General features: G+C 43.8%; 14 protein-coding genes. 5 read left to right on the top strand and 9 right to left on the bottom strand.

Going from position 1 to position 19437, the window contains the following annotated elements; translation table 11 throughout:
* The first annotated feature begins 50 nt into the window (after positions 1-50).
* Positions 51-302: a hypothetical protein gene (locus tag QUA80_RS27900; protein WP_333428227.1), complete on the top strand. Its 252-nt coding sequence runs from the start codon at positions 51-53 to the stop codon at positions 300-302.
* Positions 303-322: 20 nt separating this feature from the next.
* On the opposite strand, the gene QUA80_RS27895 is transcribed toward QUA80_RS27900, so the two are convergent.
* The 7 genes from QUA80_RS27895 to QUA80_RS27865 all read right to left on the bottom strand — a co-directional run bounded on the left by QUA80_RS27895 (position 323) and on the right by QUA80_RS27865 (position 9325).
* The gene (locus tag QUA80_RS27895) at positions 323-898 is read right to left on the bottom strand and encodes a transposase (protein WP_333428226.1); all 576 of its coding nucleotides are present in this window, start codon (positions 896-898) and stop codon (positions 323-325) included.
* Complete coding sequence (locus QUA80_RS27890) at positions 882-1136, bottom strand: hypothetical protein (RefSeq protein WP_333428225.1); 255 nt, start codon at positions 1134-1136, stop codon at positions 882-884. Before QUA80_RS27890 ends, QUA80_RS27895 begins: the two co-directional genes overlap by 17 nt.
* 74 nt (positions 1137-1210) lie before the next feature.
* Positions 1211-1480, bottom strand: a complete 270-nt coding sequence (locus QUA80_RS27885; RefSeq protein WP_333428224.1) for a transposase family protein — start codon at positions 1478-1480, stop codon at positions 1211-1213.
* A gap of 317 nt (positions 1481-1797) precedes the next feature.
* A complete protein-coding gene (locus QUA80_RS27880) occupies positions 1798-4635 on the bottom strand; it encodes a PAS domain S-box protein (protein WP_333428223.1) in 2838 nt (945 codons plus the stop codon).
* Positions 4636-4676: 41 nt separating this feature from the next.
* Positions 4677-5750, bottom strand: a complete 1074-nt coding sequence (locus tag QUA80_RS27875) for a BMP family protein (RefSeq protein WP_333428222.1) — start codon at positions 5748-5750, stop codon at positions 4677-4679.
* Between the two features lie 116 nt (positions 5751-5866).
* Positions 5867-6958 carry an RNA-guided endonuclease TnpB family protein gene (locus QUA80_RS27870; protein ID WP_333428221.1) on the bottom strand — a complete coding sequence of 364 codons (1092 nt, stop codon included), beginning with the start codon at positions 6956-6958 and terminating at the stop codon, positions 5867-5869.
* A 192-nt stretch (positions 6959-7150) separates the two neighbouring features.
* Positions 7151-9325: a glutamine synthetase III gene (locus tag QUA80_RS27865; protein WP_333428220.1), complete on the bottom strand. Its 2175-nt coding sequence runs from the start codon at positions 9323-9325 to the stop codon at positions 7151-7153.
* Between the two features lie 1046 nt (positions 9326-10371).
* Between QUA80_RS27865 and QUA80_RS27860 the strand changes: the two genes are divergently transcribed.
* The 4 genes from QUA80_RS27860 to QUA80_RS27845 all read left to right on the top strand — a co-directional run bounded on the left by QUA80_RS27860 (position 10372) and on the right by QUA80_RS27845 (position 17142).
* Positions 10372-10635, top strand: coding sequence for an HNH endonuclease (locus tag QUA80_RS27860; RefSeq protein ID WP_333428219.1), 264 nt, complete (start codon positions 10372-10374; stop codon positions 10633-10635).
* Positions 10636-10785: 150 nt separating this feature from the next.
* Positions 10786-11397: a hypothetical protein gene (locus QUA80_RS27855; RefSeq protein WP_333428218.1), complete on the top strand. Its 612-nt coding sequence runs from the start codon at positions 10786-10788 to the stop codon at positions 11395-11397.
* Positions 11394-12155, top strand: a complete 762-nt coding sequence (locus QUA80_RS27850; protein WP_333428217.1) for a DUF1822 family protein — start codon at positions 11394-11396, stop codon at positions 12153-12155. Before QUA80_RS27855 ends, QUA80_RS27850 begins: the two co-directional genes overlap by 4 nt.
* Positions 12156-12213: 58 nt before the next feature.
* Positions 12214-17142: a CHAT domain-containing protein gene (locus QUA80_RS27845; RefSeq protein WP_333428216.1), complete on the top strand. Its 4929-nt coding sequence runs from the start codon at positions 12214-12216 to the stop codon at positions 17140-17142.
* 87 nt (positions 17143-17229) lie between these two features.
* Here the strand turns inward: QUA80_RS27845 and QUA80_RS27840 are convergent, their stop codons facing one another.
* Entirely contained in the window at positions 17230-18504 is a 1275-nt protein-coding gene (locus QUA80_RS27840) for an alpha/beta hydrolase (RefSeq protein WP_333428215.1), read from the bottom strand.
* Between the two features lie 369 nt (positions 18505-18873).
* Entirely contained in the window at positions 18874-19167 is a 294-nt protein-coding gene (locus tag QUA80_RS33980) for an ISAs1 family transposase (protein ID WP_445302299.1), read from the bottom strand.
* Between the last annotated feature and the right edge of the window lie 270 nt (positions 19168-19437).

The following is a 19437-nucleotide window of genomic DNA, read 5'->3' as shown; positions in this document are numbered from 1 at the left end:
GCAATGGGCCAATATTTCTGAGAGCTGGCAATCGGATAAAAATTCATACAATGGGCGCGTTTCGCCTGAAAGAAGCTATCCGGTACAACTGTTGCTCTCAAACATTTACCATCAGCCGTACAGCCGACAAATGGTATGTCAGTTTTACAATAAAAGCCGACAAAATCCCCCCTTTGTATCACTCAGTCTCCGGAACCATCGGCATAGATTTAGGAGTTTCCACCTTTGCCACCTTGAGTGACGGTACGGTATACCAACTGCCAAATTCCCTAAAACAAGCGAAAATCAAGCGGCTCTCCTGAACTTATGGTTATAAGTTTCTCTAATCAGAAAAGCAAGCTAATACGCGATTCCTAAAGTTATTAAAATTAGAAAAACCATACCCTTGCCGCATTATCAACTTAATCCGATTCTTGATTCCTTCCATGACTCCACTTGTGGTGCGATGAAGAAAGTAGTTGCAAATGCCCTCTAAATGATTCTCAATTGTTGATGCAGATTCTCTAAAAAATACTTGTGCATAATTTAGCCATTCTTTGATTTTCTTCTGCCCTTTTTGGAATGTCAAATTAGTCTCATCTATTTCTCTAAATTTTTCTTTCATCTCATACGCAATTCGCCAACATTCGGATTTTTCTCGTGTCAATTCTAATCGTTCAATCTGAAGAGAATTCAAATTTAATCGATTACTTAATAATAAAAATTTATTTTTTCTATCTGTTATTGCGGCTGCTCTACGTAACTTATTTAAGTCTTTATTAACTACTTTCATGACATGAAAACGATCGATAATAACTTTGGCATTTGGGAATACTTTTTTGATAACTTTAGGGAATCCTCCCCACATATCAACACTCACTTCCTCAACTTGTTCACGAACCTCAATTGGTTGTTCCACTTCTGACTTCAATGATTTCTTCACAGCGATGAGAATCAATCATCTCAATTAAATTACCTTCGGAGATGTCACTCACAACAGTCACAAAATTTCCTTGACCTTTTCGCATACTTATCTCACCCTTGACAAATTCGTTTAACCCGTTGCCAATTCGGTTTTTTTTTAGGGTGTTTACCTGCTCAAATATTCCTTTTATTTCGTCATAACTCAGTCTTTCTTCTCGGACAATTTGCTCCATGCTCGATTGTTTAACACGCTCATAAATATTTTGTTTGTCTCGTTGAGTATGCCGTCTTTTAACGTCGAAAAAATCTAATTTTTCTGTGGGATACCGTTGAGTAAGTTAGGACAGTCAAACTGCCGTCGTGGGATTGTTAGACATACAGGAAAACCAAAAACAGACAAATCTCTTACTAAAATTGGTCGAGTTTGATGCAGTTTTTTGGTATGATTGCTACAATGATGACAAACAATTCCTTCTGATAAAATGCTCAGTCCCAAGAAAATTTTTCCCTCAACTTGAGTACAAGTTTCAACCCTGACTCCAGGCAAGGCTAATAGATAGTCTAGATGGAAGCTCATAACGGTAAATGTATTATTAGGTACATTTTACACCATAAACTCAGGAGAGCCGTAGGTGGCGGATTACATCGCGGCAATTGAGACGAGGCAGGCAATAAGCTGTTGTGCATCTAAATTGTCTGTGGTATTACAGAGGGAGAGGGGGAGAGGATTTGACAAGTTTAGATCTGGTAGAGAAATATACAATTTAAAGGCCCAATAACTTATTGCCTTTCTATAGAGCCAATTTGATATATTTTTATGCTGTAGCTAGTCTTTGGAGCATCAGCCTAATAAAAATGAGCTTGAGCTTTGCCTTTGCACGGTCAAGCGGAAACTCAAAATTTTTGACCGACAAGCGCTACAGCACCGCTTTGCAAAACAGGAATTTCAATGCGGAACTCTGCTCCTTGATGGGGTTGAGAAAAGCACTGGAGTATGCCACCGTGCTTATCAACTACAATTTGATAGCTGATGGATAGCCCTAATCCAGTTCCTTTACCAATTGGTTGGGTGGTGAAGAAGGGATTGAACACCTGTTGTCTAACAGTTTCCGTCATCCCCGGTCCATTGTCTTGAACTTGAATCACCACGTTTTTAGAACAATTGGGTCCAGTTTCGTTTGTGACTAGCTTAGTCCGAATAGTGATGCAACTGGGATTCTTTTGAATGTCTTTTCGAGAACGCTGATTGTCGTAGTTTTCTAAAGCATCGATCGCATTTGCCAGAATATTCATAAAGACTTGGTTCAACTGTCCGGCATAGCACTCTACCAGCGGTAAGTCGCCGTACTCTTTGACAATTTCAATAGCAGGACGATCCGGATTTGCCTTCAGTCGATTTTGCAAAATCATCAATGTGCTGTCAATTCCCTCGTGGATATCAACTGGCTTCATGTCTGCCTCATCCAGCCGCGAGAAGTTTCTTAGAGACAGGACAATTTGACGAATGCGATCGGCTCCTACCTTCATTGAAGTCAAGATTTTGGGTAAATCTTCACTAATGTAGTCTAGCTCGAACTCTTCAATTTTTTCCTGAATTAGGGTATTAGTTGGATAGGTTTGCTGGTAAAGCTGAATCAACTGTAGTAAATTTTGCGTGTAGTCGGCAGTATGGGTCAGGTTGCCATAGATAAAGTTGACTGGATTGTTAATTTCGTGAGCAACACCAGCAACCAGTTGCCCCAAACCCGACATTTTCTCTGCCTGAATAAGCTGTGCCTGAGTTTGCTGTAAGGTTTTGAGTGCAACCTCAGCTTCCTCTTTTGCTTGCCTTAATGCGGCTTCGGCTTGCTTGCGCTCAGTAATATCCAGTGCCAAGGATGCAACTCCAATAATATTTCCCGCCTCCCCTACTAAAGGCGTATTGAACCATTCGCAAATAATGATTTTGCCGTTTTTTGTAAAATTTTCGTTGACGCTGTAGATTCCTTGGGTCTGCATCAACAACTTGTTCATAATTCGATCGACGACCTTTCTGGCAGACGCAGGCACAATTAATTCTGCCGCATGGTGTCCGATCGCCTCTTTCGCCGTGTAACCAAAAATCTTCTCTGCCGCTGGATTCCAGGCAGTGACTTTAAAGTTTAAATCCCATTCTACAACTGCCAGTGAAGTTTTGCGGAATATAAAAGATAGTCGCTGTTCCGAGGCTTTGAGTTCTTCTTCTACCTGTTTCCGTTCAGTAATGTCAATCCCTGTTTTGATGATGTACTCAATTTCACCTCGATCGTCCACTAAAGCAGTATCTGACCAGGCAATGAGCCTCAGTTGTCCATCTTTGCTCACCCAACTGCCTTCATACTGCTGGGGAAAATTACCAGATTGTAAAGACTCAAAAGCAGTTTTGGCAAGTCCTGCTAAGTCTGAGTTCGGGAACAAGTCCCAAATGTAGCGCCCCTTCACTTCACTAAACGAGTAATCAGTCGTTTGTTCGCAAGCTCGGTTAAAGCGAACGATTTGTCCCTGCGGGTCGAGCACAACTACCAGAGCCCCTGCAATTTCAAGAATAGCTGAAACGAAATTGCGTTCCACTTCAACAGCTTTAATCAGTTCCTCTAACTGGGTTGCCATATTGTTAAAGGCGATCGCCAATGTCCCCAATTCGTTTTGGCTGTGGATGTTGACCCGCGTATCTAATTGCCCCGCACTGAGTTCAGTAGCTGCAGCGGTTAAGCACTGTAGCGGCACCACAATTTGCCGAATAAATAGAAAGCCAATGCCAACAGCGACGATCGTCACCACCGCCAATGAGCCTCCCATAATTGAGAGCATTTGGTAAACGGGAGCATACGCCTCAGCCGTTGGCAGTTCTACAACCACATTCCAATTCACGCTCCGAATTAAGGTACTGGCTCCCATTACTTCTACCTGTTTTAGACCCGGATAAACATTAAGGTGCTTAGTATTTTCGGATGGTTTCAAGAATTGAAATAAAGGGCGCTGAGAAATATCTTGAAGTTGAAATGTTTCTGGCTTACTACCCTTTTGAGCTATCAGAAAATTACGCTCATCGACTACATAAACATAACCCGTCTTGCCGACCTCAGTTTGGGAAACAACAAACCAGAGAAAGTTGAGATTTAGCTGCGCTAATAGTACCCCATCCACCTCATCTCGCTCATTCCGAATCGGAACCGCCAGAATGGTTGTTAGTTGGTGGGTTTGAGGATTAATTTCTACAGGACTGACATAATCTTCCTGTTGTTTGAAGGCACGAATAAACAGTGGCGAATTGGCTAGATTTTCTAACTTGAGCGGTTTGTAGGGTGAAACTGACGCGATAACTTGTCCCTTCCGGTTCAAAATGGCAACGGCATCATAAGCATCATTATGACGAGTCAACCCTTCCAACAGGCTCTGCTGCACTTGAGGTTGAAAGTTGGTGAGTCCTTTGACCCTAGCTAAATAGCTCAGTTTTCGTTTCAAGTCATCTAGATAATTATCAATCTGCCCTGCTGCTTTCTGACTCCGCTCTTCTTGGAGCGATCGCGATTGCTGGATTTGCGCCTGAAAGCTGAGGTAGATCAGCAAGCCACCTGTGGGCAGCAAGCTCAGGAGAACCAAAAATATCAAACCATAGCGGAGCTGATTTGCAATAGAAAAGAAGCGTTGCCAAGGATGAGAACGGGAGCTTCTGGCAATCGGCAGAACGCGATCGTGGCGTTGATTTTTCATCGGACTATCGATCGATATTGGTAAATCAATTAATGCGCGCACTAAGGAGAAACATCAATTTTGCCAGTCGTCACAGCATCTCGGACGGTCTTGAAAGTTTCCTCTTCCTGAGACGTGAGAGTGCCACGGAAAGGAGCAAAGTCATAGATCTTTTCCTTGAGCCCAAACTTGTAAAGTTTTCCTTCCCAGCGACCTTGCTGGGTTAACGCGGCCACATTTAGCACCAGATTGGGAATGTCCTGCAGAACGCTAGTTAGGACTTTGCCGGGAGCTAGTTCGTACTGATCCTTGGCCCAACCAATCACAAAGACTCCTGGCTTTTGCGTAACGGCTTTTAGCGCGGCTAACCCTGCCTCATCCGCGTTGATTGTCAAAACATCTACTCCAGAGGCCACCATATCCGTTGCAACTTTGATGGCTTGGTCTGTATCAATCCAACTGTTGAGAAAAGCAGTCGAGGCTTGAACGGAGGGATTCGTTGCCTTCACTCCCCGCCTGAACAAGGCTTCTTCTTCTTTGTAAACCGGATAAGCTGCACCCACAATATAGCCAACTTTATTGCTTTTGGTCTTCATGGCAGCCAAAGTGCCTGTGAGGTACCCCACCTCACCCGATCGAAAGGCAACAGCCCCCAAATTTTTGTTATTCCCTGGATACGTTGTAACCAAGGCAAATTTCGTTCGCGGAAATTCTCCAGCGACCTTTTCGGCAGCTTTGATATAGCCCCCACTGGCTGCAATTACCAGGTCATAGCCTGACTGGGCATATTTGCGAAGGACAGCTTCACTATCTTCACCGTCAATGCCACTAAAGTCTACCTGAGCATTAAATTTATCTTTAATTAGATTCAATCCTTCAAAGCAGGCTTGAGCCCAACTGTTGTTGTCTTTGGAGCCTGTGACGACCAACGCCACTTTAAAGGTGCTAGAGGTAGTTGCTTCAGGGGAAGAGTTTACGTTCGGAGTCGATCGACTGCAAGCGATCGCAAAAAATAGAGCTAGAGCCGCCAGAGTCATTTGTTTCAAGAAAGATTGAATTCGCATAATAGCTTTTCGCAGCAATATTACTTTTTGTACGCCGATAAATTTGTTGAACGGTATCTCAACAATCTTCACAACTGCTTTGTAAAACTTATCTAAACTTGTCTAAGCCCATTTTTAGACACAATTCGGAGTTTACTTCCTACGCTATTGGGTAGATGGCTAATCCCAAGATAAGTAGGCTATCCCCCTCAAGCCGAGGGTTTCCAATTTAAAATATTTAGACTTGCGTTCCAGTCCCGAGCTAAAGATATGCCACAAGCAGGACAATCAAAAGTCCGAATGCTTAGTGGCATATCTTTTTTAGTGCCACAATTCGAGCAAGTTTTAGTGCTGGGGAACCATTGGTCTACCAGCACTAAATTTGCCCCATACATTTTGCACTTATAATCGAGTTGACGCTTAAATTCGTAAAAACTTAGATCCGATATTGCCCCAGCCAGCTTATGATTCGCCATCATGCCCTGAACGTTCAAGTTTTCAATCTTGATTAACTTGAAAGTTGTAGCTAAATATGTTGTTAGCTTGTGAAGGAAATCTAAGCGAATACGAGCTATCCGTGCATGGAGCCGACGGATTTTATGGTAGGTTTTGCGCTGATTTTGGGAGCCTCTTACCTGTTTTGAGGCTTTGCGTTGCAAGGTAGCAAGCTTGGTTTTCGCTTGTTTTAACGGCTTCGGCGCATCAAAGACCTGCTGAGTTGACAGCGTGGCAAAAGAATTAATGCCTACATCGATTCCTACAGAGCTTTCCGATTGTTGAACTGGCAAACGTTCGGCATCAACGCAAAAGGAAACAAACCAACGACTTCCTTCTTTTAAAATCGTAAAAGTTTGAGACACATAACCGCATTCTAGGGCTTCGTAGAGTCGAAAAGTCCCCAAGGTAGGAATCTTAATGGTTTTGCCAGCGCTTAGTAAAACTTTGCCGTTAGATGAATCAACTGTAAAAGATTGACCGTCTCGGCGGCTAGCAAATTTTGGATGACCTGCCTTTCCAGAGCGATATCTACTAAAAGCATCTTTCAAGTCAATCAAAGCATTTTGATAAACTCGACTAGATAACTGGTTCATCCAACCAAATTCAGGCTGTTTCTTGACGTGGTTGGTAAGAACTTTTTTAACTTCGTTGAGAACCTTCGAGTCTGTGAATTTTCCCTCGCTATACATTTGAGTCCGCAAGCTCAACCCAAAGTTAAATACTACGCGCCGGAATCCTGCGTGTTTTGCCATCAAAGTCGCTTCTGGGCCATTTAGTTTGAGCGCTCGTTTAATAGCAAACACAAAACTTCCTATCAATAATCAACTATGGATAATTTTAACAAACTATTTGGCACTTTAGTCAAGCTCTTACTCTCACTCGCATTTAATGACTCTGACAGATTCAGCGTCACACTCATTTAACCTCAAAAACAAGTAAGGACACGGCACTGCCGTGTCCCTACAAATATCACCGGAAATTAACCCGATTTACGATTACTTAACAAACAGCATCTCTTGATAAGTAGGCAGCGGCCACAAATCATCAGCCACTTCACCTTCCAGAGCATCCGCATACTTGCGAACCTCATCCATTAAAGGACGAATTGTTTGCGAAGCATACTGCATATGGTCTTCTGTCGAAGCAAAATCGTGCTTGCTCAAAGCATCACTCAACTTGCTCGCAGTATCCATCATGGACTTAACCAGAACCGCTACTTTTTCGGCACTTTCTTTTTCCAGTTCAATCCCAATCTCTTTCAACTTAGAAATCGTGCCGGAAAGTTCAGCTAAATACCTCACCGCAGCGGGGTAAATAATAGTTTTTGCCATGCTTATTACCAGTTTTGCTTCGACTTCAATTGCCAGCAAATACTGCTCTGCATAAACATCGTAACGGCTTTCCAATTCAACGGGAGTCAGAACACCTGTCTTTTCAAACAAGTCTTCAATGTATCCTTCCTTCAACACGGGCAAAGCATCGGCCGTAGTCCGCAAGTTAGCTAGACCCCGTTCCTCAACGGCCATTTTGTGCCATTCTTCCGAATAGCCGTCGCCGCCAAATACAACCGCACCGTGCTCGTCCATCACTTCTTTGAGAAGTGTTTGGATGGCAGCATTCAGTTCAGTTCCGTCAGCCAAATCGCTTTCTAATTTGTTAGCAATCCAGTCCAAAGAATCTGCAAGAATTGTATTCATCGCCACCAGCGGCCCGGAAACAGACTGACCGGAACCTACTGCACGGAATTCAAATCGGTTCCCAGTAAAGGCAAAGGGCGAAGTCCGGTTTCTGTCTCCAGCATCTTTCATGAAAGTAGGCAGTGTTTCTACACCTAAGTTCATAATTCCCCGACCTTTAGAGTCCTTAACTTCTCCTTGGCTAATTTGCGCGAAGATATCTTCTAATTGCGAACCCAAATAGACAGAGATAATTGCTGGCGGAGCCTCATTTGCACCCAATCGGTGGTCGTTGCTGGCAGTAGCAACTACCGCGCGCAACAGCGGGCCGTATTTGTGAACTCCCCGAATTACAGCGCCGCAGAAAACTAGAAATTGTATGTTCGAGTGCGGTGTATCGCCGGGGTCTAATAAGTTTCCTTGGGTGGAATTGCCGACCGACCAGTTGACGTGTTTGCCGGAACCGTTAATGCCGGCGAAAGGCTTCTCGTGCAGCAAACACATAAAACCGTGTTTCTTCGCAGTGTTGCGGAGAATTGTCATGGTTAATTGTTGGTGGTCGCTGGCGACGTTTGCAGCTTCAAAAACAGGTGCAATTTCAAACTGACCGGGAGCTACTTCGTTGTGGCGGGTTTTGGCAGGAATTCCCAGGCGGTACATTTTTTCTTCTACTTCCTGCATGAAGACTTGAACGCGCTCTGGAATCGCCCCAAAATAGTGGTCGTCAAATTGCTGACCTTTCGCAGGAGCTTTGCCAAACAAGGTGCGACCTGCTAATAGTAAATCGGGGCGGTTGTTGGTGAAATTGGCATCTACCAGGAAGTATTCTTGTTCGGAACCGCAACTGGAATTTACCGGAGCAATTTCGGTATTTCCTAATAGCTTTAACACTCGGGTGGCTGCTTTGTTCATTGCGGCAATGGAACGCAAAAGCGGCGTTTTCTTGTCTAAGGCTTCACCTGTCCAGGAGATGAAAACAGTGGGAATGCACAAGGTCATGCCGTTGTCGGTTTCCATGACATAAGCAGGGCTGGTGACATCCCAGGCTGTATATCCGCGAGCGGCGGCCGTGGAACGGATGCCGCCGTTGGGGAATGAGGAGCCATCGGGTTCGCCTTGTACGAGAACTTTCCCTGCAAATTCTGAGATGACAGACCCGTCGCCTTGCACTGAGATGAAACCGTCGTGCTTTTCGGCGGTGCTGTTGGTTAGCGGGTAAAATACGTGGGCGTAGTACAGGGCTCCTTTGGAAATAGCCCAATCTTTCATTGCTGCTGCAACTACATCAGCTACGGAATCGTCGAGTTTTTGACCGGTTTGAACGGTGTTTTTTACTGATTTGAAAATGCTTTTGGGCAGACTTTCTTGCATCTTGCTCAGACTAAAAACGTCTGTTGCCCACATATCTTCTAACCGCTTGGGAGGCCGGGCAGGCATCTGTTTGCGGTTGACAATTTGAGAAATGGCTTGAACGCGCGATTCGTTTCCACTCATGGTTATTTTTATTGGGATTGCAGGACGAGTAGTTGAGAAAAAATAGAGGGTAGCCCAAGTCTAACTATTGACAAATATGTTGGATTTACCCAAGATTTTTTGTCAAAGCTAACTTTTGCGAGGATGTCTTTTTTGGCAGGCTCTACAAGATTGGTGGAGCGAGGCTCAATCACTTCGCCGTCCACCGGGCGTGACAATCCAGTGTGAGATGCGGTTGGATTGCGGTTATTAGCAAGAAGATAGATGGCAAGAGCCTGTACAAACTTGAGTCAACATTATAGATGTCTGCACTGCACCAATTCAGTAAATAATCTTCACCCTGGTCAGCTCAAAAATTTTGTGCGAATCAATTCCGATGAATTCAGGTCAAAACTACTTATGGTTTTTAACGGTTCGACGATCGATAAATCGCAGTCCAGCAAACAACGCACTCGTTTAGGGGTTTTGGAGAATTATGGAGAGTACACAATCTACACTTGGAGAGTTTAAACAATCATTAACCAAATAAATGTATCCTAAGCTACAGAATTTTATGTTTTTTTCAGAAACGTCGATCGCACCGATCGCACGCAACCGCAGGATTTCAGTGTAACAGGACGGCGAGCCCTGAAACTGAGGGCGATCGTACATTTACAGGACTTACCTACGGATACTATATAGTTTGCCAAGAAAGGGAGCTCGCTTTTTGTGATATCTTGCACCATTTTCAATCAGCTTTTTATGGGCGGGCTTTGCGGCCCACCCCACAAGAAATTCACTCTTCGCGGAACGGGCCGGAAAGCCTGCGCGAGCGAGAATGGTGCAACATATGAGTTTTTCAAACTTTTGAGCAATTGTCATCAAATTAACAATTTAACTTCTCACAAAATCACCGACTCTCTTATACAACAAGCGACAGACGTATAGCTGGGTATTTAAATTCCTTTCACTGTGATGAAAAGACTTAAGGCAAATGTTATCCCTGTGTTAGAAACTGCTGCGTAAATTTTTAGCAGGTAGCTGATACGTAAATGAACACGTAACAGCCGTGAGCCTCCCAAAACTTTATGTCCCCAGCTTCAAGACGCAACAAGAGACGCCAACTTCTGCAACTGTACGGAAACCGCTGCCACTGGTGCAACAAGTCGATGCAGAAATCAGAAAGAACCATAGAACACTTACTCCCGAAAAGCCGAGGCGGGTCTAACGCACTCTCCAACTTGCGTTTAGCCTGCTTCAGTTGCAATAATTCGCGTGGAAATAGCCTGTTCCCTCCTCCCGGCAAGAATTTACACATATCTAGAACTCAACCACATGAGAAAATAGCTTAGAATTTTCGCACGATCGCGAATTTTCATAGCTAATAAACAAACTAAATTGCTCCTCAAAAAAGTCGCATGGATGACCTAGATGGACGGTTAAGCGCTCTAATTGCAGAGATACGTCAAAATCCAGCTAAGAGTAGAAAAGGGCGAACAGCCATGAACAAGCTGTTATTGCAAATTCAGCAACTACCAGGACTCAAAAAGTCATCTCATCTAAATTATCCTGCTGCCCTCAACCTTACTTTAGAATGGGTTAGTCGCGAGATTGCTAAATTTGAGCCGCGCCAATCTTCTGTTTCAAAAAGTTTGGTTAACTGGATCAACGGCTACTTGGGTTGGCGAATTAAAGATTTGTATTCTCCTGACCAAGATGCTCCAATTAGTTTAGATGCTCCGATCGCGACGGATGTAGGGGAAACAACTCGGCTCGATCTATTACCAGACCTTACGCTCGGTGGGCTGGATGGCATGATTGAAAGCGCTCAGAAAGAAACTACTCAGCGAATAGGAGTTGAACTAGAACGATATATCGAGCAAGATCCAGAACAGAAACTAAGAAATAGCTACCCTCGGTCTCACCCGAAATGCAATTGTCAATTCCTCAGCATGAGAAGGTTGTTAAAAGACCCTCCTGACAGATTTCAAGCCTTAGCAAACGAGTTAAACGTCAATTACACGACTCTTAATTCTCACTGGGGGCGAAAATGCGAACGGTTATTGCAAGAAATAGCCCGCAGTCTCGGATATAAACAGGAATCACAACCATGAACATCGCAGAAATACCTCTATTAACAGTACCGCTAGAGTTAAAAGCTCACGAATTTGCACGACATTTGGCAGCCTCTCAAAGTACAGTCCAAAAAGGAAAACGAGTTTACTTGAATGCACTGGCAGTTTACGCGGTTCACAGCTATTTAAAATGGCTCCAAATTGAAACCGATTTGGAAGGTTCTGATAGCTTCAATCCAGTAAAAACGACACTAGCTAATGTCGCTGACTTGGTAATCCCAGGTATCGGCTCCCTAGAATGCCGCCCAGTTTTACCTGGTGAAACAACCATTCTATTACCCGAAGAAGTAATAGAAAATCGGATTGGATATGTGGGAGTACAGTTTAGCGATCGCCTTGACTCCGTGCAACTATTGGGATTTGTTCCCAGCTTAGATAGCTCAAATCCACCGCAACAAATAGCAGTAGCAGAACTGATGCCTATCGACGCTTTAATTGAACAGATTACTCGTTTAGAAGAAGCGATCGCCTTCTTAGAAACAGACGATCCGGTGGCGGTACAGGTACGAGCTCAGATAGAAACTCAATCCCTGAGCAATATTGTTGCCCAATTAGAGCGTATTTATCGAACTTGCGACGAGTACGAGTGGCGGTACGCAGGGGGAGAAATGTTAGCTGGGAGTGCCGCCGGAGGGGAATTTACTCGTGAAAGTTCGGATAGCGCCGACACTGATTTAGAAGATTTAGCCGAAGCGCTGTTGGAGAAGTTAGCAGAAATATGGAGGGATGCTGCGTAATTTTGGAGCGGATGGCTGATGTGTATATGTAGTCTCCCCTTCGTAACCTGTAAAGAATATGGCTAAAGGATTCGGCCCAGCGGTGAAAACTCCCCCAGCGACAAAACGCCAGAAAGCTTATTTCAAGCTGATTCAAGCGCTTCTCAAATGTCCTCGCGGTAAGGAACTGAAGATTTTAAGGAAGCACCCGGATTTGGTTGATGTTGGTTTGGTCGAAATGATGGAAATGGTAGCTACAATTCTGGTAGGACAGAGGGAGTTTTATAGTGCTGAATTTTTAATTGATTTGGCTGATTTTTTATACAGTTCTTACAGAGAAACAGATGGGTCGCCAGTAACAGGCTCTTTTGTTAAAGCTCCAGCTTTCTTGTGGGAAGTATTGCGGACAATTCTGCTAAACCCAAGTGACCAACAAACTGTTTACCAGCTTTTAGCAACTAACTCAGACGAACTGAATGAATATTTTTGGCTGCAATTCAGTCTATGGATAGATTACACGCTCCTGAAGTCTGAGGCAAAACTCAGAAAAGCGATCGCATTAGGTATTGTGTATTTCAGTGAGATACTCTGGCTATTCCCACTGGGCAACAGAATAATTAATCTAGAAATTGCGATCGCAGGTTTTGAAGGATCTGCCAAAATTTTAACTCGTGAAATTTTACCCGAAATGTGGGTAAAAATCCAAAACGATTTAGCTCCAGTATACCGCCATCGAAGGTTGGGCGATCGCTCCGAAAACCTTGAAAAAGCCCTAACCGCTTGCACCAATGCTTTGCAAATTTTCACTCGCGATACTTCTCCCCAAGAGTGGGCGATGGTGCAAAATAACCTCGGTCTTGTTTACAGTGACCGAATCGTCGGAGATGAATCTGAGAATTTAGAAAAGGCGATCGCTTGTTATGAAGAAGCCTTGCAAGTTGTTAGCCGCGATCGAGATCCTGAACTTTGGGGAAGACTGCAAAATAACCTGGCAGTTGTTTACACTCGCCGAGTTGAAGGAGATCGATCGCAAAATTTCGAGAAAGCGATCGCCTGTTATCAAGTCGCCTTAAAAGTTCGCACTGATGCCGATTGGGCTAGCAGTCAATGGCACCTCGGCACTGCTTATAGCCAAAGGATTTTAGGGGACAAAACGCAGAATCTCGAACGGGCGATCGCAGCCTACAAATCAGCTTTACAAATTTATACTCCCGAAACCTATCCCGAAAGATGGGCTAATACCCAGTCAGATTTGGGCAAGGCTTACCGCAAATTGGGACAAATTGCTAACGCTTTAACCTGTTTTGAAGCGGCATTAACAATCTTTACCCCTGATTCGTTTCCTAGAGAGTGCATCAATACCGGGCTTGAGTTGGGCAAGCTAACATTGGCTGCTGGCAACAAGCCAGAAGCTTTTCAATGTTTTGCGAGGGTTATTGAAGCTGTAGAGGCGATCGCCCGCTGGGGGAATTCTGAATCTTTACATCAAGAAATTCCTGAAAAGATTTCTGCTTACCTACAAATAGTAATGCTTTGCCTCGCCTGTGGAGAGCGCGAAAAAGCCAGAGAATATGCCGATCGCTCCGGCTATCCTGTTATTTTAGACTTACTGCAAGATGTTGAAATCCAGCAAATAACTTCATTGGGGCAGTTTCTAGATAGAGCTTTGCAAACAGCTATCGAAAGCGAGACTAATCCGCAAGCATTCTATCAACTTCTGGAAGATAACCTAGAGCAACTAAACGATAGTTTACTGCAAAAATTCAACATTATAAAATTATTTTTATCTGAGTTGGGTCCAGCCGAAGAAATCAATATAGCAGCGGCAATTCTCAGTTTTAGCAGGCTGATTCAACATTTTGATAAAGGCGATGAAGAAAACAACTGGAAGATTGCTAAGGCAGGCTACGAAGTTGCTGCAACTGTTTTTACCCAAGAAAAATTTCCCGAACAGTGGGAGGCCATCCAACAGGAAACTCGCGAGCATTTATTGTTTCAATTATTCAAAGCTATTGACGAAGGTCGCAGAAATTTCCAAACTGTAGATGGATTGGCGGAAACAAACTCAAATAGAATCGACACCGCTGACAGATTGGTGGAAACAAATGCAGCTCGATTTGACAAGCATTTTTTCACGGGACTGCCAGAAGTTAACGTCGTGCTTGAAGCTAATCAAGCTCAACTCGATGAATACTTTGTTAAGGTGTTGCGAGATAAATCGTCTGCTACGTTATCTGAAGTGCCACCAGAAGAAAAAAAAGCAATCGCTGCTGGCATTATAGGTTTAAGCCTCTGCATTCGTGAATTTAAAAAAGGAAATCAAGCTAATAATTTAGAGATAGAGATCGCAGGTTATGAAATTGCTGCTACTGTCTTAACCCGCGAATTTGCTCCAGAAATATGGGCAAATTGTCAGATGTTTTTTGGCAGTGCTTATCATCACCGTTTTAAAGGAGATTGGGCCGAAAACCTAGAACGATCGATCGCCTGCTGCCAAAATGCCCTACAAGTATTTACCCGCGAAGCCTGGCCAGAAAACTGGGCCGCAATTCAAAATATATTAGCTCTTGCTTATGGCAACCGAATTCGCGGAGATCGATTAGAGAATGCAGAATTGGCAATAACCGCTTGTTTTGCAGCAATGGAAGTTGACACCCGCGAAGCAAATCCGGCGGCATGGGCTCAACTCCAAAACAATCTGGGTATTATTTACCGCGATCGCATTTGTGGCGACAAGGCGGAAAACTTGGAACAAGCGATCGCTTGTTATGAAAATGCCCTGTTATTCCGCACCCGCGAAGAATCCCCGGAACTTTGGGCGCAAACTCACATGAATCTTGCCTCTGCTTACCGCCACCGACTTCATGGCGATCCGGTAGAAAATGTTGAGAAGGCGATCGCAGCTAACAAAGCAGCATTACAAGTTTACACTCAAGACGCTTTTCCATCAGGTTGGGCAGGAGTGCAGACGAATCTGGGCAACGCTTACGTGCATCGACTTGAGGGCGATCGGAATGAGAATTTAGAAATGGCTATTGCCGCCCATCAAGCTGCCTTACAAATCTTTAACCCAGATGAGTTTCCTAGAGAGTGGGCTATGGCTCAAATGAATCTGGGCAATCCCTATTTTATGCTGGGGTTAAACGAAAAGGCGATCGCCTGTTATCAAAAAGCAATGGAAGTCTTCACGCCAACTGCTTTCCCAGTTGAGTGCTATCAAACTGGTCAAATGCTAGGAAACAGAGCATTTGTAGTTGGAGATTGGCAGTTAGCGATTGAGGGATACGCTAATGCGATTGAAGCTATTGAAACCAGCCGTACTTGGGCAAGTTCCGAATTTCGCCGCCAAGAAATTTTGGAAGAGGCGATCGACATTTATGCAAACATCGTGCAAGCTTGTATCAATAACAAGCAGTTAGATAAAGCCCTTGAATATGTAGAGCGATCGCGCTCTAAACGCCTCGTAGACTTAATGGCAAGCAATGACCTCTATTCAAGTGCAGAAATTCCTGCTGAAATTCAACAGCATTTGCAGGATTTTGAACGGATACAGCAGCAAATTGACAAAGAACGAGGACGCAATCAACCTAGCAGTGACATTGACAATAGCAAACTTGATAACAGTCGCGCATCACTAGCAGCTTACAATCAAACAATAGCTGATCTGGAAGCTGAAAAACTCCTAATTTGGGAACAACTTCGCCGCCTAGATCCAGTGCTTGCCGGTCAAATTCGAGTCAATCCTCTCGAATTCCCATCCATCCAAAAGCTGATCGACAAACCCACCACTGCCATTATTAGCTTTTACACCACTGTTAGCGACACCTTTATCTTCGTCGTGCGACAAAACGAGATTACCGTGCAAAGCTGTGCTGGTTTAGGATTTGAGGCTTTGCACGAATGGATTTTCCAAAATTGGTTAGGACAATATGTTGAGGAGAAAAATTCTTGGAAAGAAGAGTTAGTTGAGATGCTAGCTGAAATCGCAAAACTGTTAAATTTGAATGACCTGATTTTGTGGCATTTAGAAGGAATTTCGGAACTGATTATAGTTCCTCATTTTGCCCTTCATCACATCCCGTTCGCTGCACTGCCTATTGGAGACAACCGATATTTAGGAGAAAAATTTCTCATTCGTTACGCACCTAGTTGTCAAGTCCTAGAATTCTGCCAGCAGCGTCCTTCATTAGGCAATAACCTAAACTGTGGCACTATTGAAGATGCGACGGACGACTTGCCTTGCGCCAGCTTTGAAGGAGAGCAACTAGCAGTCCTTTATAATATCCCAGACAATCAACGCTTAAAAGGTTGCCGTCAAGCTACAGTTAGTAACTATCGAGAACTGGCGCAAACCGTCCAAATCCTCCATTCTAGCCACCACGCCCAGTCTCGCTTTGACAATCCCTTAGAATCGACATTAATTTTAGGAGATGGCTGCATTACTTTAGGTCAGCTAATGACTCCTGCATGGCGTCTCCCTCAGTTGTCGGATGTATTTCTTTCCTGCTGCGAAACAGGATTGGGATTGAGTGAAATTACTGGCGATATCCTTACTTTTTCAACTGCTTTTTTGTCGGCTGGAGCCAGAAGTGTTATCAGTACGCTTTGGGCTGTCGATGATTTAGCTACGGCGCTTTTCTCGATTTTTTACTATCAAGAGTGGCAGCAGGGAAAGAATCGCCCAGAAGCTATTAGACAAGCTCAAGTTAAGTTGCGAGAGCTTGCGGGCAATACCTTAGAGGCTAGTTACAAACCACAGCTTACAGAACTTTTGAAAGAGAAAGGTAGAGAAACCGGCGTGCTCCGCAAAATAGCCGAGGCAGAACGAAAGGCTTGCTCCTGGGGTTCCTCAGACTATCAGCAATGGGATGAAGAATACCAAAAGTATGCTCGAATTGGCAACCAAATTTATAATAGTCGGAAAAATTTAGAGGAATCTTGTCAGAAAGTAAAGCCTTTCTCTCACCCTTTTTACTGGGCTGCTTTTACCTGCACTGGGATTAGGTAAAATTAAATCACATTTAAATAGTCAACAAAAGTCATCCCCGCATCATTACAAAGTTGGTGCGATAATTAATGAGTAAGTTGATAATTTTTAGTTAACTCGTTGGTAATCCGAAGACTTCAGAGCATGAGCCAAAAAGCGTTCTGTGTAGTACAAAGCTAATTGATTGCTCGGACCGTTAAAAACTGCATCAAAGGCGTGTTCAGCCCAAGGAATTTCGAGCAAAATAGCCCGTGAAGCGAAGCTATCCCGTAGGGAATCGCCCGCGGCTCGCAATCGTTCGTAGAGCGATCGACCAAACTTAGCCTGAACGATATGGTCGCGGCCTGCATAAACCAGTAGAGAAGGCGGAAGATTGGGTTTAATATAATTGATGGGAGAAGCCCGACGGTAAAGCTCGTTGAGTTCGTCTGGCGTTCCTCCCAGAAAGGCGCGCAAGACGGCTCGAACATTTATGGCATCAGGAAAAGGTGGGTCATTGTATCCCCGGATCAGGTCATTTGGCCCGTAATAATTTACAACTGCTCGAACTGGAAGCACACTAGAATCATAAGCAGTTAGCATTGCTAAATGAGCACCTGCAGACCTTCCCATCAAAGCAATTCGATCGAGATCGATTTCCCAATCAGCAGCATGAGTTTTGATATAGGAAAGAGCGGCTTGTACGTCCTCAAGCTGAGCAGGAAATCGATACTTGGGAGCGTGGCGGTAATCAATTGCAACCACACAATAGCCTTGAGCGGCCATATAGCGGCTGAATTCCTCATTGTAATCGGGATTGCCTCTTTGCCAAGCTCCCCCGTAAAGCGTGATTATCGCCGGATATTTGCCAATTTGCATCGGCCGGTAAAGGTTTAGTTGCAGTGAAACTCCGTCAGGGTTGGCAAATCCAATAGCCCGATCGATCCTAACGTCTCTAATTGGAATTCCTCGGAACGCATCTGCGAGAATAAACGGTTGACGGCGTAGCTGCGCGCGATCGGCTTGAGGAACGGCTGCTAAATAGTTTTCCCCTAAAACTGCTTGCATTTGGGTAGCTATGGCTGCATTGGCTGCTGGGAACTGCATCAGGGGTAGCAGGCTCAGAATTAGGGCGAACAGGTTACAAATTGACAAAATAATGTAGACCTTGCCTTGATGCCGTCCCAGCAGGTTCAGCAGAAGGGCGATCGTATTTATACCGACCAACCAAGGGCTGATTTCTGGTGCTCCCACCGCCAAAGGGTACAGGAACATCGCAGGTGCTGGTACGATGACCCAGAGACTGAGAAATAGTGCGATCGTACTCAGGAACCAAGAAATAAATTGCGAGATTAAGAACGCTGCTAATAAGGGTAACTTTTTGCGGTTATTCTTGTAGACCATCTGATTTTCGCAGCCTAATTTTTAATCAGTTTAAATGAATCTGGCGGTTTTTATTGGTAAGTCGATCGCCTCTGGGATTTTACCCAACCAGCCGCTTCATTGACTCCGACATCCTGCGTCGGTCGAAAATGCTTTGCATCCTTGGGTCGCAGGGTAAACGCATCTAAATTAATTTGACAAAAACGTAAATTTGTGCATTTTTAAATAACTCAAAAAACATTCTTAAAATCATTAATCTTAACCCCAATTGAGCAGATAAAACCAGAATTTCAAGATTTTCTTAACCTCTTAAAGCCGGATAATTTTTTAAAGATATTAGTATTAGATTTCGAGTGTTAACTGGCAGAGTTTAAAATTTGAACTAAATAATTATTGTCCATTGCTGCTCGATATCGTTTCATTTTTAGACTTTGTGCCGGAAGTTTTTTCTTGTTTCAGTAAATTTATAGCTAAGCGCCGTAGAAGTGCAAAATTCTCGGGAGAGTTCTGTTTCCGAATCCGGCTTTTATCTTCACAAGATGTAACATCAAGCGTCCAATGTAAGCTATTTTCAATTCCCCAATGACTGCGGATCGAATCGGCAATTATCTCAGCATTACTGCTTAAACTACTAAGCGTAAAAACGAGATTCAGTCGTGGTTTTATTCCACAGATGTCTTTCACTAACTATCATGACAACTGTTTTTAATCCACTCCATAATGCTTGATTATGCACTTGTGGTAACTCAGATACATCAACAGTCCAGACTTGTCTTTTTTCCACTCGATGATGTCCAGCTTCTACTCGTTATAATAATTGTATTCTCTGCCTAAATAATCTACTTCTTTGGCTACTTAAAACCAGTCTTTTACGGCTTATAGTCATTTCAAATAAGTATGAGACTATTTAAAAATGAGGTAAAATGAATAAAAATAGTGAAGCCGCTAGGAAAA

It is taken from the genome of Microcoleus sp. F4-D5, assembly GCF_036704885.1.
GTDB lineage: Bacteria > Cyanobacteriota > Cyanobacteriia > Cyanobacteriales > Microcoleaceae > Microcoleus.
Note: the sequence above shows the minus strand (reverse complement) of the source record. Positions and strands in the feature narration are given on the sequence as shown.

What these genes read in the sequence shown, in the direction of transcription:
- QUA80_RS27900 (WP_333428227.1), top strand. Translation starts at nt 51, where the DNA reads ATGGGCGCGTTTCGCCTGAAAGAAGCTATCCGGTACAACTGTTGCTCT.
- QUA80_RS27890 (WP_333428225.1), bottom strand. Translation starts at nt 1,136, where the DNA reads ATGGAGCAAATTGTCCGAGAAGAAAGACTGAGTTATGACGAAATAAAA.
- QUA80_RS27885 (WP_333428224.1), bottom strand. Translation starts at nt 1,480, where the DNA reads ATGAGCTTCCATCTAGACTATCTATTAGCCTTGCCTGGAGTCAGGGTT.
- QUA80_RS27880 (WP_333428223.1), bottom strand. Translation starts at nt 4,635, where the DNA reads ATGAAAAATCAACGCCACGATCGCGTTCTGCCGATTGCCAGAAGCTCC.
- QUA80_RS27865 (WP_333428220.1), bottom strand. Translation starts at nt 9,325, where the DNA reads ATGAGTGGAAACGAATCGCGCGTTCAAGCCATTTCTCAAATTGTCAAC.
- QUA80_RS27860 (WP_333428219.1), top strand. Translation starts at nt 10,372, where the DNA reads ATGTCCCCAGCTTCAAGACGCAACAAGAGACGCCAACTTCTGCAACTG.
- QUA80_RS27855 (WP_333428218.1), top strand. Translation starts at nt 10,786, where the DNA reads ATGAACAAGCTGTTATTGCAAATTCAGCAACTACCAGGACTCAAAAAG.
- QUA80_RS27850 (WP_333428217.1), top strand. Translation starts at nt 11,394, where the DNA reads ATGAACATCGCAGAAATACCTCTATTAACAGTACCGCTAGAGTTAAAA.
- QUA80_RS27845 (WP_333428216.1), top strand. Translation starts at nt 12,214, where the DNA reads ATGGCTAAAGGATTCGGCCCAGCGGTGAAAACTCCCCCAGCGACAAAA.
- QUA80_RS27840 (WP_333428215.1), bottom strand. Translation starts at nt 18,504, where the DNA reads ATGGTCTACAAGAATAACCGCAAAAAGTTACCCTTATTAGCAGCGTTC.